General features: G+C 67.6%; 13 protein-coding genes. 2 read left to right on the forward strand and 11 right to left on the reverse strand.

Going from position 1 to position 14,721, the window contains the following annotated elements:
* Window positions 1-2: 2 nt before the first annotated feature.
* The gene (locus ABH900_RS09360; protein WP_429622614.1) at window positions 3-1,412 is read left to right on the forward strand and encodes an ATP-binding protein; all 1,410 of its coding nucleotides are present in this window, start codon (window positions 3-5) and stop codon (window positions 1,410-1,412) included.
* A 175-nt stretch (window positions 1,413-1,587) separates the two neighbouring features.
* Entirely contained in the window at window positions 1,588-4,614 is a 3,027-nt protein-coding gene (locus ABH900_RS09365) for a two-component regulator propeller domain-containing protein (RefSeq protein WP_429622615.1), read from the forward strand.
* A 71-nt stretch (window positions 4,615-4,685) separates the two neighbouring features.
* Here the strand turns inward: ABH900_RS09365 and rnt are convergent, their stop codons facing one another.
* The 11 genes from rnt to pstS (ABH900_RS09420) all read right to left on the reverse strand — a co-directional run bounded on the left by rnt (window position 4,686) and on the right by pstS (ABH900_RS09420) (window position 14,583).
* Window positions 4,686-5,270 carry a ribonuclease T gene (gene rnt, locus ABH900_RS09370; RefSeq protein ID WP_429622664.1) on the reverse strand — a complete coding sequence of 195 codons (585 nt, stop codon included), beginning with the start codon at window positions 5,268-5,270 and terminating at the stop codon, window positions 4,686-4,688.
* Between the two features lie 405 nt (window positions 5,271-5,675).
* Window positions 5,676-6,170: an HvfX family Cu-binding RiPP maturation protein gene (locus tag ABH900_RS09375; RefSeq protein ID WP_429622616.1), complete on the reverse strand. Its 495-nt coding sequence runs from the start codon at window positions 6,168-6,170 to the stop codon at window positions 5,676-5,678.
* Window positions 6,171-6,195: 25 nt separating this feature from the next.
* The gene (locus ABH900_RS09380; protein WP_429622617.1) at window positions 6,196-6,951 is read right to left on the reverse strand and encodes an HvfC family RiPP maturation protein; all 756 of its coding nucleotides are present in this window, start codon (window positions 6,949-6,951) and stop codon (window positions 6,196-6,198) included.
* Window positions 6,944-7,819, reverse strand: a complete 876-nt coding sequence (locus ABH900_RS09385) for an HvfB family MNIO-type RiPP peptide maturase (protein WP_429622618.1) — start codon at window positions 7,817-7,819, stop codon at window positions 6,944-6,946. The genes ABH900_RS09380 and ABH900_RS09385 overlap by 8 nt, the downstream gene beginning before the upstream one ends.
* Complete coding sequence (locus ABH900_RS09390) at window positions 7,806-8,162, reverse strand: hypothetical protein (RefSeq protein WP_429622619.1); 357 nt, start codon at window positions 8,160-8,162, stop codon at window positions 7,806-7,808. The genes ABH900_RS09385 and ABH900_RS09390 overlap by 14 nt, the downstream gene beginning before the upstream one ends.
* A gap of 359 nt (window positions 8,163-8,521) precedes the next feature.
* Window positions 8,522-9,229, reverse strand: coding sequence for a phosphate signaling complex protein PhoU (phoU, locus tag ABH900_RS09395; protein ID WP_429622620.1), 708 nt, complete (start codon window positions 9,227-9,229; stop codon window positions 8,522-8,524).
* Between the two features lie 64 nt (window positions 9,230-9,293).
* Window positions 9,294-10,124 (reverse strand): phosphate ABC transporter ATP-binding protein PstB, encoded by an 831-nt coding sequence (gene pstB, locus ABH900_RS09400; RefSeq protein ID WP_429622665.1) that lies wholly within the window; start codon window positions 10,122-10,124, stop codon window positions 9,294-9,296.
* Window positions 10,125-10,143: 19 nt separating this feature from the next.
* Window positions 10,144-11,007 carry a phosphate ABC transporter permease PstA gene (gene pstA, locus ABH900_RS09405; protein WP_004151398.1) on the reverse strand — a complete coding sequence of 288 codons (864 nt, stop codon included), beginning with the start codon at window positions 11,005-11,007 and terminating at the stop codon, window positions 10,144-10,146.
* On the reverse strand, window positions 11,007-11,975 hold the full coding sequence (pstC, locus tag ABH900_RS09410; RefSeq protein ID WP_429622621.1) for a phosphate ABC transporter permease subunit PstC: 969 nt from the start codon (window positions 11,973-11,975) through the stop codon (window positions 11,007-11,009). Before pstC ends, pstA begins: the two co-directional genes overlap by 1 nt.
* Window positions 11,976-12,057: 82 nt before the next feature.
* A complete protein-coding gene (gene pstS, locus ABH900_RS09415) occupies window positions 12,058-13,146 on the reverse strand; it encodes a phosphate ABC transporter substrate-binding protein PstS (protein ID WP_429622622.1) in 1,089 nt (362 codons plus the stop codon).
* A gap of 420 nt (window positions 13,147-13,566) precedes the next feature.
* Window positions 13,567-14,583 (reverse strand): phosphate ABC transporter substrate-binding protein PstS, encoded by a 1,017-nt coding sequence (gene pstS / locus ABH900_RS09420; protein ID WP_429622623.1) that lies wholly within the window; start codon window positions 14,581-14,583, stop codon window positions 13,567-13,569.
* Between the last annotated feature and the right edge of the window lie 138 nt (window positions 14,584-14,721).

Raw genomic sequence — 14,721 nt, forward strand, 5'->3', positions numbered from 1 at the left:
CGATGAATCGCTTGCGCCATTTCCTGTCCTCGATGGTCGGGCGGTTGTTCGTGATCCTGCTGCTGGGCATGTCGGTCGCCGCGATCGGTGCGACCATGCTGGCCACCTCCAAGCGGCAGCAGGAATTCGAGCGGCAGAACCTGAACCGCATCGCGGACCGGCTGCAGGGCTACGTCAACCTGCTTGATGGCAATCCGGAGCTGCGTGAGCGCCTGCTTGCGGTCGGTGGGCCGAGTGTGCGGGCGCTGCAGCCCGGTGCTCGGCTGGGACGGGCCGACACCGCGCTGATGGAAGTGCTGGATGATCGGCCCGGGCCGGTGTCGCGCGCGCAAGTGCACTTTGCCTCGTTCCGCTCCTGCATTCCCAAGCTGCAGGATCTGCTGCCACCGCCACCGCCGGGACATCGGCGGCCGCCGCGCGAGCGCGACCCGGCGTTCATCCCGCCCAAGTGCCGCGCCGTGGATGTCACGCTCAACGACGGCACGCTGCTGAAGCTGGCGCTGGATTCGCCGGCGGTGGCCCACAACGGCATCCTCGCCGTCGACCCGTGGTTCCTGACCCTGCTGGTGCTGGCGATCGCCGTGCTGGCCTACATCGTCGCGCGCATTGCCAGCGCCCCGTTGCAGGAGCTGGCCGCGGCCGCCGAAGACCTCGGTGATGACCTGCAGCGCGCCCCGCTGCCCCTGCGCGGACCGCGCGAGGTGCAGCGCGCCGCCGAAGCCTTCAATGCCATGCAGCACCGTCTGCAACGGCACCTGGCCGAACGTACGCAGATGCTGGCGGCGATCACCCACGACCTGCAGACGCCGGTGACCCGCTTGCGCCTGCGCCTGGAAAACGTCAGCGATGAGACGCTGCGCGAGCGCCTGATCGGCGATCTGGCATCGATGCAGGCGCTGGTGCGCGAGGGCCTGGAACTGGCCCGCAGCGCCGAGAGTTCCGAGCAGCGTGCCGCTCTGGATCTGGATTCGCTGTTGGAGAGCATTGTCGAGGACACCGCCGAGGGCGGCGCCGACGTGGTCTTCGAAGGCGGTAGCGGCGCGGTGCTGATGCTGCGGCCGCTGGCCATGCACCGTCTGTTTTCCAATCTGGTGGACAACGCGGTGATGTATGCGCAGCGCGCACGGGTCCGGGTCGAGCGCAGCGGTGGAACGATCACCGTGGTGGTGGCCGACGATGGCCCGGGCCTGGCCGAGGCGCAGCTGGAAGCGGTGTTCGACCCGTTCGTGCGGGTGGAAACCTCACGCTCGCGCGAGACCGGTGGTGCCGGCCTGGGCCTGACCATTGCCCGCGCCCTGGCCGAGAAGGACGGCGCGCGGCTGTGGCTGCGCAACCGTGCCGAAGGCGGCTTGGAAGCGGTGGTGCAGTGGCCGGCCAGTGCCCAGGTGGTGGCGCCCGGCCGCGCCGGCTGAGCCGGAGGGCCACAGGCGGTAACGCGGGGGCGGGGTTTCGCCTATCATCTGCGCATCTCCCCAATCTCCCCCCGATGAGCCAGTCCGTTTCCGCCGGCATGCCGTTCCGCGCTGTCCGGCTGTTCCCGTACGCTGCAGCGCCCTGCGGCCACACCTGGCCACCGCCGCTGCGGTGATGAGCGGGCAAGGGGACCACGGGCGCTGGGTGGAGCGCCGCGTATCGGACTACAGGCGGGTGCTGCGGCAGGGCCTGTTGTGGCTGCTGCTGGTGCTGGCGCTGCCACTGGCCGCACGCGACGGGGCGCCGCCGCTGCGCGACTACGCCATCGATGTGTGGACCTCGCGCAATGGTCTGCCGCACAACTCGCTGCGTGACATCGCGCAGACGCCTGAAGGCCACCTGTGGTTCGCGACCTGGGAAGGGCTGGTGCGCTACAACGGCCTGGATTTCACCGTGTTCGACCGCAGCACGCGCCCGGGCCTGCGCGACAACGGCATCGGTGCGCTGTTCGTCGACCGCCAGGGCGGGCTGTGGATCAGCGATTCGCGCGGCAACGTAAGCCACCGTGGCAGTGACGGCCAATGGCGGGTATGGGAGCACCAGGCTGACACGCCACAGGTGCTGATCCAGTCCATGCAGATGGACAGCCAGGGGCGCTTGTGGCTGCTGTACGAAGGCAAGGGCATCGCCTATCTGACCCCGGACCGGGGCATCGTCTACCAGGCGCCGGCCGCGGACCTGCCGATGGCGATGAGCTTCACCAAGCTGGTGGTCGATGCGCAGGACCGGGTCTGGGTCGGCACGCTCGACGGGCTGGTGCTGCGCGACAACGATGGCGTGCTCAAGCGCGCGCCGGCGGCCTGGGGGCTGGGTGCCGGCAGCGGCCTGTCGTGGCCGTACCGGGCCCCGGACGGAGCGCTGTGGATCGTTGCCGGTGAACGCCTGTACCGGGTGGAGGATGACCGCCTGGTACTGGTGCACCGCCTGCCGGGCCAGCTGCACATGACCGCCATGCTGCAGGATCGACACGGAGACCTGTGGCTGGGAACCGAGAACCAGGGCCTGCTGCGCATTTCCGCGCATGGCCTGGAGCGGTTGCCGGCGGGACTGAACCTGCCCGGCGGGCGCGTGGTCAGCCTGCGCGAAGATGCCGAAGGCAGCATCTGGGTGGGCGCCAATGGCGGGCTGTACCGGTTGCGCGAAACACTGTTCAGCAGCTACATCGAGCGCGATGGCCTCAGCGGCGACTATGTGCGCACGGTGCTGGAGGACCGCGACCGCCAGCTCTGGGTCGGCAGTGCCAGCGGCCTGGACCAGCAGACGGCCGACGGCCGTTTCCGCGCGATGCCACTGCACAACCGGGGTGGCAAGGCACCCTCGGTGCTGAGCCTGGCACAGGGACCGGAAGGTGATCTGTGGGTGGGGACGTTTGGCGATGGTGTCTACCGGCTGCGCCGGGATGGCAGCCTGCGCCACAACTACGCGGCTGCCGACGGCATGCCGGGCGGCAACATCCGCGCGATCAGCGTTGATTCGCAGGGCGTGGTCTGGGCCGGCACGCAGAGGGGCGTGGTGCGCATCGACGGCGACCGCGTGCAGGTATCGAACGTGGCGGGCATGCCGGGTGGCCTGATCACCGCGCTTGAGCACGACCACCAGGGCAACCTGTGGATCGGCACCATCGAAGGCATCCGCGTGCTGCGCGGCGACCATGTGCAGTCGATCGACCTGGCGCCGCTGGGCGGTGGCCGCAGTGTGTTCGGTTTCCACCAGCTGGGCGATGCGATGTGGATCAGCAGCGACCGCGGCCTGTATCGCTGGCAGAACGACAGGCTGGCGCGGGTTGGCCTGGAGCAGGGCATGCCGGTGGACGCGGTGTTCCAGCTGGTGCCCGACCGGCTGGGCAATGTATGGATCAGCAGCAATCGTGGCGTGCTGCGCACCGACATGGCCACGCTCAATGCCGTGGCCGATGGCCGTGCGCCGCGGGTGGTGGTCGAGCGTTACAACGAGATCGACGGCATGGCCAATGCGCAGGCCAACGGCAGCTCAGGCCCGTCGGCGATCCTGCGCCAGGACGGGACCTTCTGGGTGGTCACCGCCGGCGGCCTGAGCACGGTCGATCCCCAGCGCCTGCAGCGTTTCCGCGAGCGACCCTCGCCGCCGGCGGCGATCGAGAGTGTGCAGGTGGATGGCGCACCGGTGCATTGGGAAGGCCCCGAACGCAACTACATTCCGGGTGGCCGTCGGTTGGCGGTCAGCTACGTCGGCCTGAGCTACCTGATGTCCGACCGGATCCGCTATCGCACACGGCTGGATGGGCTGGATGCCGGCTGGGTCGAGCGTGGCCCGCAGCGCAGTGTCGAGTTCGTCGGCCTGCCGCCGGGTGACTACACCCTGCATGTGGCGGCCGCACACCCGGGCGGGGCCTGGGGCCAGCAGGAAGCAGTGTGGAGCTTTACCGTGCAGCCGTTCTGGTGGCAGCGGCGCAGCGTGCAGGGGCTGGGTGGGCTGCTGCTGCTGGCCGGACTGGTGGCGCTGTACCGCCTGCTGCTGCAGCAGCTGAAGGCCAGCAACCTGCGGCTGGGGCGGCGGGTCGACGAAGCCACCTTCGACCTGCAGGCCAAGACCGTGCACCTGCAGGCGTTGAACCAGGAAAAGACCGAGTTGGCCGAGCGCCTGGCGCGGCAGGCCGAAGCCTTTGAACGGCAGGCCCGCGAGGATGCCCTGACCGGCCTGTCCAACCGCCGTGGATTCGACGAGACGCTGGCACGCGACTTCGCCCGTTCGCAGCGCAGTGGCCATCCGTTGTGCCTGGTGGTGCTGGACATCGATCACTTCAAGGACGTCAACGACCGGCACAGCCACAGCATCGGCGACACGGTGCTGGTACAGGTGGCGGCGGTGATCGCTGCTGCCTGCCGCGTGGCGGACCTGCCGGCACGTACCGGTGGTGAAGAGTTCGCGCTGCTGCTCAATGACACCCGGCTGGAGGAGGCCGCACAGCTGTGCGCGCGCCTGCGCGGCCTGTTCCATGACCATCCGGACTGGGCGGGCGTGCCGGGCCTGCGGGTGACCTTCAGTGCCGGCCTGGTGGAACTGGATGCCGACGACCGCACGCCGGCGCTGCTGTACCAGCGCGCCGACCGCGCGCTGTACCGCGCCAAGAGCGACGGCCGGGATCGCACGAGCATCGGCTGATCGCATCCACGCATGGCGTGGATCTACTGCCCGGTGGGTGGGTGGTGGGTGCGGTTGCGCCGTGGGCCGTCTTACCGGGGCCAGGCGTTGGCGATCGTGCAGAACAACCGCGCCGTCTGCTCGGTGTCATACACCGCGCTGTGCGCTTCGTTGGCATCCCAGCCCAGCCCGGCGGCATTGGCCGCACGCGCGAGCACGGTCTGCCCGTAGGCGATACCGGCCAGTGTCACCGTATCGAACACGCTGAAGGGATGGAACGGATTGCGCTTGTGGCCGGTACGCGCGACCGCCGCATTGACGAAGCCGAGGTCGAAATGCGCGTTGTGGCCGACCAGGATCGCGCGCTGGCAGCCGTACTTCTTCATGGCCGCACGCACCGGAGTGAAGATGTGGTCCAGTGCCGCCTTCTCTTCCTTGGCCAGCCGGAACGGGTGGTCGAGGATGATGCCGGTCACTTCCAGCGACTTCGGGTCGATCTCCAGGCCTTCGGCCGGCACTACGTGGGCGCTGGCGGTCTGGCCGGGGTAGAGCAGGCCGTTCTCGTCCATTTCGATCGGCACTGCGGCGATTTCCAGCAGCGCGTTGCGCTGCGCGTCGAAGCCGCCGGTTTCCACGTCCACCACCACCGGCAGGAAGCCGCGGAAGCGTTGTGACATCGCGCGCTGCGCCGGGGTGACTGCGGAATCGGGAGCGGCGGCAGGTGCGGGAGTCGGATCGGTCATGGGTGAATTCTAGCAGAGCGACCCTGAGCGCCCGGCCACGCGACCCATGCCAGCCACCGTGGTGGCACGAACGCCGAACCCGGTAGGTGCCAACCTTGGTTGGCACACGGTGCGCCGACCAAGGTCGGCGTCTACCGAACCGCAGGCCGTGCCAGCCGTCCGGGTGGTACGAGATGCGGGATGCCGGTAGCTGCCAACCTTGGTTGGCATGGCCCGCGCCGACCAAGGTCGGCATCTACCGAACCGCAGGCAGTGCCGGCCGTCCGGGTGGTACGAAATGCGGGATGCCGGTAGCTGCCAACCTTGGTTGGCATGGCCCGCGCCGACCAAGGTCGGCGTCTACCGAACCGCAGGCCGTGCCAGCAATGTATCCACGCTCAGTTTGCCGGCGCCGGTGAACAGCAGCGGCAGCAGCATGGCCATGAACAGCACCGGCAGCTTGAAGTTGCCGAATCCCTGGTCACTGATCGCATAGCCCATCGCCAGTTCGCCCAGCGAGCTCCATTGCATCGGCCAGTGCACCGCATAGGTGGCCACGACGGTCAGCACCAGCAGGCTGGCAGCGGCAAGACGCGTACCGAAGCCGAACAGCAGGCAGGCCGCCCCGACCAGTTCGAACCAGGTCGCCAGCTGCCAGTTCAGGGCGGCCGGCAGCTGGTCGAACGGGAACGGGAATGCGCCCTGCAGGTCGGCGAACCAGTTCTGCCCGTGCAGCTTCTCGCGCCCGGATTCGAAGAACTCCCAGGCCAGCAGCAGGCGCAGGCCGAGCGGGGCCAGCCAGGGGGCGAGACGGTCCAGCTGGCCACGCGCGGCGGCCAGGGTCGGAAGGTTCATTGGGGGATCTCCGCAGGAAGGGGCGTCAGGGCGGGGCGTCGAGCGGGCCGATCACGCCGGCCTGCAGGAACTGTTGCAGCAGCGCGGCGCCGGGCCCGGCCAGCGCGTCTTCGGGCAGGCCATGGGCGGCGGCCAGCTGCTGCAGGTAGGTGTGGCCATCGCGGCCGGGCTGGTCGCCGATGCTGGACAGCAGGTAGACCGCCAACGGGCTGAGCGCAGCAAACCGCACTTCGCCATCGGCCTCGCGGCGCACCAGCAGGCCGGTCGGCTCGGCCGGCAACGCGGTCGGCGCATCGTCGGCACCGAGGCGATGCACCGGCCACTGGTACAGCAGTGGCCATGCCAGCGGCGAGCGCCGCAGTGGCACCCACAGCGGATCGATGTCGCCTGGCGGCGGCAGCGGTGCGGCGGACAACTGGTACAGCGCGGTTTCCACCCACTCGTAGTGGGCCAGCTCGGCCAGTGCGGGGTGCGGCAGCTGCGGCTGCGCCTGCAGCCACTGCACGAATTCGGCGGCCAGTTCGGTGAACAACGGTGTCTGGCAGCGGTGCGTGGCGAAGTAGCGGCGCACCAGCGCACTCCAGGCCGGTTCGCCCAGCAGGCGCACGCAGACCGGGAAGCCGTTGCCCAGCAGGCCGAGCAGATTGTTGAACAGCAGCCGCTGGTACACCGCCAGCCGGCGTGGCTCCAGGCCGGCCGGCGCGGCCACGGCCTGCGGATCGCGCAGGTGCGCGGTGAAGGCGTGCTGCTGCGCGCGCAGCGTGGCGGCGGCATCAGTCATGTGCACTTCCGGCGTGCATGGCCTGCAGGCGGCGGATGGTCTGCAGTTCGCCGCGCAGCTCGGCATAGGGCGGGAAGTTGAAATCGCGCTCGAGCAGGGTGGGGCGCGGCCCGATACGCGCATAGGTGCGCGCCAGCAGCTCCCAGACCGGGTCGATCACCGCGCTGCCATGGGTATCGATCTTCAGGTCCGGCGCTTCGTCCAGGTGACCGGCCACGTGCAGGCAGACGACGCGCTGTGCGGGCAGGCCGGCGATGAAGGCATCGGCATCGTAGCCGTGGTTGCAGGCATTGACGTAGACGTTGTTGACGTCCAGCAGCAGGTCACAGTCGGCCTCGGCGAGCACCGCCGTGGTGAACGCCAGTTCGTCCATCGCTGGCTCCGGCGCCAGGTAGTAGGACACGTTCTCCACTGCGATGCGGCGGCCGAGCAGGTCCTGCACCTGGGCGATACGCGCGGCGGTGTGGCGCACGGCCTCGTCGGTGAACGGAATCGGCAACAGGTCGTACAGGTGGCCGTCGTCGCTGCAGTAGCTCAGATGCTCGCTGTACAGCGGCACGCGGTGCGTTTCGAGGAACTGGCCGACTTGTTCCAGCAACTGCGTATCCAGCGGTGCGGCGCTGCCCAGTGACAATGACAGGCCATGGCAGCTCAGCGGATGGCGCTGCGCCAGTTCGGCCAGCGCGTCACCGGCCGGGCCTCCGACGTGGATCCAGTTCTCCGGCGCGCATTCGAGGAAATCGAAGTCGCCGGCCGGTGCCTCGCGCAGGTCCTGCAGCAGCGCCCGGCGCAGGCCCAACCCGGCGGCCGCCGCACGAAGCGGCGACCGCCGGTGGACGGCGCTGGCGCGGACGTCAGTGCTTGCCACCACACTTGCCTTCGCCGCACTTGCCTTCGGCCGACTTCTTGTCGCCGGTCTTGGCTTTGGCACCGGCTGCCGCACCGGCGGCCTTGCCCTTGTCGGCGCCGCACTTGCCTTCAGCGCTCTTGCCGTCGGCACCACACTTGCCCTCGGCGTGCTTGCTGGCGTCAGCCGCCATCTTGGTGTCGGCAGCCTTGGCGTCGGTGCTGGCCTTGGCCGCCTGCCCGGCCACCAGGTAACCCTGGGCCAGGTCGCTCATGCTCAGGGCCGAGGCACTGGCGGTCATGCCCAGGCCGGCGGCCAGGGCGGTAGCAGTCAGCAGGGACAGGGTCTTGTTGGAACTGCTCATCGGTCGTGCTCCTGGGTGGTGTGGGCGGGTGCCCGGGTGGCCGGCGGGATGCCGGTGGAAGCGATGGTGCAGCGATCCTACTCAACGAATCCTCGCCAAGTGCTCAAATTTTCGTGAGATTTGTTACAGAAGGGGAGATCGGTGGCCCGCGGCACGGCATCCACGCATGGCGTGGATCTACTGCCGGCCTCCCGAAAAATCCACGCCAGGCGTGGATGGAACCCCGGCAAATCCACGTCACGCGATGCCCGGTAGATACACGCCATGCGTGGATGAACGCCGCGAACCCCCAAAAAAGAAGGCCGCTGTCATGAGGACAGCGGCCACCCTGGAGTCGACTCCGGTGTTGCAGTGCAGCGTCAGAGCTGACCGGTGCTGGAGGTCTCGTCGCGCTTTTCGCGCGGCGGCAGCGGCTGCTCGCCGTGCACCAGGAACCACACGTTCTCGGCGATGTTGGTGGCGTGGTCACCCACGCGCTCCAGGTTCTTGGCCATGAACAGCAGGTGGGTGCACGGGGTGATGTTGCGCGGGTCTTCCATCATGTAGGTGAGCAGCTCGCGGAACAGCGCGGTGTACTGCGCATCCAGGCGTGCATCATCCTCGCGCAGCTCCAGTGCGGCGTCGGCATCGTTGTCGCGGTAGGCGGCGATGGCACGGCGCACCTGCTGTGCGGCCAGGCGACCGAGGGCGCGCAGGCCCTGGATCTGCGGCAGCGGCGGCACCTTGCCCAGCGCGATCGAACGCTTGGCGACGTTGGCGGCATAGTCGCCGATACGCTCGATGTCGGCCGGAATGCGCAGGCCGGCGAGGATCTCGCGCAGGTCGCGTGCCATCGGGCCACGCAGCGCCAGGCGCATCACGTCGTGGCTGATCTGCTGTTCCAGCGCGTCGATCGCTTCGTCGTTGGCGATGATGCGATGGGCGGCGTTCTCGTCGCGCTTCTCGATCACGTCCATCGCTGCTTCGAGCTGGGCGACGGCCATCTCGCCCATGCGCACGATTTCGGCCACCAGGCGCTGCTGCTCTTCGTCGTAGCTCTTGACGATGTGGTCGTTGGGAAGATTCATGGTCTGCAATCCGGGTAGAGCCAGGCCATGCCTGGCTGGAACATGTGGCGAAGAAACAGACCGATCAGCCGAAGCGACCGGTGATGTAGTCCTCGGTCTGCCGCTGCGAGGGCTGCGAGAAGATCACTTCGGTACGGTCGTGTTCGATCAGGTCGCCCAGGTACATGAAGGCGGTGTAGTCGGACACGCGTGCGGCCTGCTGCATGTTGTGGGTGACGATCACGATCGTGTACTCGTGCTTGAGCTCTTCGACCAGCTGCTCGATGCGGCTGGTGGAGATCGGGTCCAGCGCCGAGGTCGGCTCGTCCAGCAGCAGCACCGACGGGCGCAGGGCCACGGCCCGGGCGATGCACAGGCGCTGCTGCTGGCCACCGGACAGGCCCAGTGCGCTCTGCCCCAGCTTGTCCTTCACCTCGTCCCACAGCGCGCCCTGGCGCAATGCCTGCTCGACGCGGTCGGCCATGTCGGCCTTGCTCAGCTTCTCGTGGTGGCGGATGCCGTAGGCCACGTTCTCGAAGATGGTCATCGGGAACGGGACCGGCTTCTGGAACACCATGCCGACCTTGCTGCGCAGCCGGTTCATTGGATACTTCGGCGACAGGATGTCCTCGCCGTCCAGCAGCACTTCACCGCGCGCTTCCAGCTTCGGGTACAGCGCGTAGATGCGGTTGAAGATGCGCAGCAGGGTCGACTTGCCGCAACCGGAGGGACCGATCAGCGCGGTCACGCGCTTTTCCGGAATCTCAAGGTTGATGCCCTTCAAGGCGTGGAACTTGTCGTAGTAGAAGTCCAGTCCACGCGCGGCGAGCTTGACCGGAGCCGGCGTGTGCAGGCTCTCGTGCGAGGACGGCACGGCGATGCGCTGCATCGGCACGGCATTGGAGAGGTCGTTCATGGCGGTTTCCACGGAAAGGTCAGTCATGGGAGATACGGTTGCGCAGCAGGATGCCGCGCGCGGCAAGGCTGACCAGCAACACGAAGACAGTCAGCACCAGGGCACCGGCCCAGGCGAGCACCTGCCAGGATTCATACGGGCTGCCGGCGAACTGGTTCATCACCACCGGCACCGACGCCATCGGCTGGAAGATGTTGTTGTTCCAGTACTGGTTGCCGAAGGCGGTGAAAAGCAGCGGTGCGGTCTCACCGGAGATGCGGGCCAGGGCCAGCAGGATGCCGGTGATGATGCCGGCCGACGCGCTGCGGTACAGCACCTGCACGATCACCTTCCACTGCGGGATACCCAGCGACAGGGCCGCCTCTCGCATCTGCGAAGGCACCAGGCGCAGCATCTCATCGGTGGTGCGCACCACTACCGGCAGCACGATGAAGGCCAGCGACAGGGCACCGGCGAACGCCGAGAAGTTGCCGCCGGTCTGCATCACGTACAGCGTGTAGACGAACAGGCCGAGCACGATCGACGGGGCCGACAGCAGGATGTCGTTGACGAAGCGGACTACCGTGCCGGCCTTGCGGGCATTGCCATATTCGGCCAGCCAGGTGCCGGCCAGCACACCCAGCGGGGTGCCGATGCCGATCGCCAGCGCACACATCACCGCACTGCCGAAGAAGGCATTGGCCAGGCCGCCTTCCTGCATCGGTGGCGGCGTCATCTTGGTGAACAGGTCCAGGTTGATGCCGGCCAGGCCCTTGGAGGCCAGGGTGAACAGGATCCAGCCCAGGAAGAACAGGCCGAACAGGGCGGTGGCGCAGGACGCAGCGATGGCGATGACATTGCCGATGCGGCGGCGCAGGTACAGCGAGTCAGCGGTACTGGACATCAGTTGCCCTCCTTGCGGGACAGGCGCATCAGCATCAGGCGGGCGATGGCCAGCACCACGAAGGTGACGATGAAGAGGACGAAGCCGAGCAGCAGCAGGGCCGAGCGGTAGGTTTCAGTGGCTTCGCCGAAATCGTTGGCGATCAGTGCGGCGATGGTGGTGCCCGGTTCCAGCAGCGACGGCGACAGGCGCACGCTGTTGCCGATCACGAAGGCCACCGCCATCGTTTCGCCCAGGGCGCGGCCGAGGCCGAGGAAGATGCCGCCGATCACCGCCGAGCGGGTGTAGGGCAGCACGATGTCCCAGCTCACTTCCCACTTGGTGGAGCCCAGTGCATAGGCCGATTCCTTCAGGCGGGTCGGCACGGTCAGGAACACTTCGCGCATCACCGAGGAGATGAACGGAATGACCATGATGGCCAACACGAAACCGGCGGTGAGCATGCCGATGCCCAGCGGCGGGCCCTGGAACAGCGGGCCGATGAGCGGCATTTCGCCCAGGGTCTCGTTGAGGAACGGGGTGACGTATTCGGTCATCACCGGCACCAGCACGAACAGGCCCCACATGCCGTAGATGATCGAGGGAATGCCCGCCAGCAGTTCGATGGCGGTACCGACCGGGCCACGCAGCCAGCGCGGAGCGACTTCGGTCAGGAAGAAGGCGATGCCGAAGCTGACCGGCACGGCGATGACCATCGCGATGGCCGCGGTGACCAGGGTGCCGTAGATCGGGGCGAGGGCGCCGAACTTGTTCTCGACCGGATTCCAGTCGGCGGAGAAGAAGAAGCTCAGGCCCTGCATCTGCAGGGCATGGCGGCCGCCCCACAGCATTGAAAGTGCGGCGCAGGCCAGCGCGATCAGGACGAAGATGACGGTGCCGACCAGCACCCATCGGAACAGTTTGTCGTTGCGGGCATCACGCGTATCACGCGTGGACGGGGCGGCTACAGGCTGGGCGATGGCATTCATGGGGACGGCGGGGCCAGGAAGGGGCGGGGCGGCACGGCGTGGAAGCGGCGGTGCCCGCGCGGGGCGGGCACCGTCATGTCCATCACTTCAGGTCGGTCGTCCAGTAGGCCTCGATCTGCTTGACCAGTTCGGCCGGCAGCGGCACGTAGTGCAGCTCGTTGGCCTGGGCCTGGCCGTTCTCGAAGGCCCACTTGAAGAAGGCCAGCGTGTCCTGGTTGCGCTTGGCATCCTTCGGCTGCTTCTGCATCAGCATGAAGTTGGTGGCGGTGATCGGCCACGCCTGCTCGCCCGGGGCATTGGTGATGACCAGGTTGAAGTCCTTGGCGCTGGCCCAGTCGGCGCTGGCGGCAGCCGCGGCGAAGGTTTCCGCGCTCGGCTCGACCCAGTTGCCGGCCGCGTTCTGCATGGCGGTGTACGGCATGCCGTTCTGCAGCGCGTAGGCCAGTTCGACGTAGCCGATCGAGCCCTTGATCTGCTTCACATACGACGCGACGCCTTCATTGCCCTTGCCACCGACGCCGTCCGGCCACTGCACCGAGGTGCCTTCGCCGACCTTGGTCTTCCACTCCGGGCTGACCTTGGACAGGTAGTTGGAGAAGTTGAAGGTGGTGCCCGAACCGTCCGAACGGTGGACCAGGGTGATCTTGCCGTCCGGCAGCTTCACGCCCGGGTTGGCGGCGACGATGGCCGGGTCGTTCCAGGTCTTGACCTTGCCCAGGAAGATGTCGGCCAGCAGGGCGCCGCTCAGGCGCAGCTTGCCGCCTTCCAGGCCTTCGATGTTGACCACCGGCACCACGCCGCCGATGGCGGACGGGAACTGGGCCAGGCCGGCCTGGGCCAGTTCTTCGCTGCTCAGCGGCTTGTCGGAGGAGCCGAAGTCGACGGTGCCGGCCTTGATCTGGGCGATGCCGCCGCCGGAGCCGATCGACTGGTAGTTGATCTTGGCGCCGGTGGTGGCGTTGTAGTCAGCCGACCACTTGGAGACCAGCGGGAAGATGAAGGACGCGCCTGCGCCGGACACTTCGGCGGTCACCTTGGCACCGGCGGTGGCCGGGGCGGCGGCACCGTCGGCAGCCGGCTGCTGCGCGGCCTGCTTGTCGCCACCGCAGGCCGACAGGCCCAGGGCGATGGCCAGGGAAAGGGCGGCGAGGCCGGCCGAGTGCAGTTTCATGGTCACTCCATAGCGGGGAAGAGCCGACGGTGTCGGCGGATGCGGCTATGAAATGATGTTTTTGTTACAACCGTATTACGACCATGACAGAGGTGTCCTGGATCACGTTCCGACAAGGGCTTCACGGGGTTGGCCGGCCGCCGGCAGGGCCCCGGAAACCCCGGATCTGCGCACCGAGATGACCGCCGCATGGCCCTCGTAGAGTCGAGCTGGCTCGACTGCCTTCGGCCCTTTGTAGCCCTCGGTAGGTGCGGACCGTTGGTCCGCACGCTCCATCACCCAGCCGAGCGTGGGCTCGGCACTACAGAGGCAGGTGCACCCCAAAAACAAGAAGAGCGCGAGATCTCGAGGATCTCGCGCCCGGGTGGGATCGGCGGGGGAGAGAGGACCCGCCGATCCCGTTCCTGCGGGGGAACGCGCTTACTTCAGGTTCTGCGACCAGTAGGTCTCGATCTGGCGGACGAGGCTGTCCGGCAGCGGCACGTAGTCCAGCTGGCGGGCCTGGGCGTCGCCGCTCTTGTAGACCCAGCGGAAGAACTCCTGGGTGGCCTTGCCGTTGGCGGCGTTCTTCGGCTTCTTGTGCACCAGGATGAAGTTGGTGGCGGTGATCGGCCAGGACTCGGCGCCCGGGGCGTTGGTCATCACCAGGTAGAAGTCCTTGGCGTTGGCCCAGTCGGCGCTGGCGGCCGCAGCGGCGAACGAGGTGTCGCTCGGCTGCACGAACTTGCCGGCAGCATTCTTCATCGCGGTGTACGACAGCTTGTTCTGCAGTGCATAGGACAGTTCGACGTAGCCGATGCCGCCCTTGATCTGCTTCACGTAAGCGGCAACGCCTTCGTTGCCCTTGCCGCCGATGCCGGCCGGCCACTGGACGGAGGTGCCTTCACCGACCGAGGTCTTCCACTCCGGGCTGACCTTGGACAGGTAGTTGACGAAGTTGAAGGTGGTGCCCGAACCGTCCGAACGGTGCACGACGGTGATCTTGGCGCTCGGCAGGGTCACGCCGGGGTTCAGGGCGGCGATGGCCGGGTCGTTCCAGGTCTTGATCTTGCCCAGGAAGATGTTGGCCAGCACGGTGCCGTCCAGCTTCAGCGCGCCCGGGGCGATACCAGCCACGTTGACCACCGGCACCACGCCGCCGATCACCGACGGGAACTGCGCCAGGCCCGAAGCGGCCAGTTCTTCCGGCTTCAGCGGGGCATCGGACGAACCGAAATCAACGGTCTTGGCCTTGATCTGCGCGATGCCACCGCCGGAACCGATCGACTGGTAGTTGACCTTGTTGCTGGTGGCAGCGTTGTAGTCGGCCGACCACTTGGACATCACCGGATAGATGAACGAGGCGCCCGCGCCGGTGATTTCAGCGGCGTTGGCGGCGAACACGGACGACGCTGCGAAGACGGCAACGGCAACGCGCGACTTGAAGGCGTGGATCACGGGGTGGCTCCTGGGTTGATTGGGATGCGGGGTTACCCGCCCGGCGCACATTCCATAACGGTTCGATGACAGCGCAGGGACCGTTGTATGACGCAACCGTTACAGCACCATCCGGGCACGTGGCGCAAGGACCGTGAA

Source organism: Stenotrophomonas sp. AN71, assembly GCF_050435725.1.
Classification (GTDB): Bacteria; Pseudomonadota; Gammaproteobacteria; order Xanthomonadales; family Xanthomonadaceae; genus Stenotrophomonas.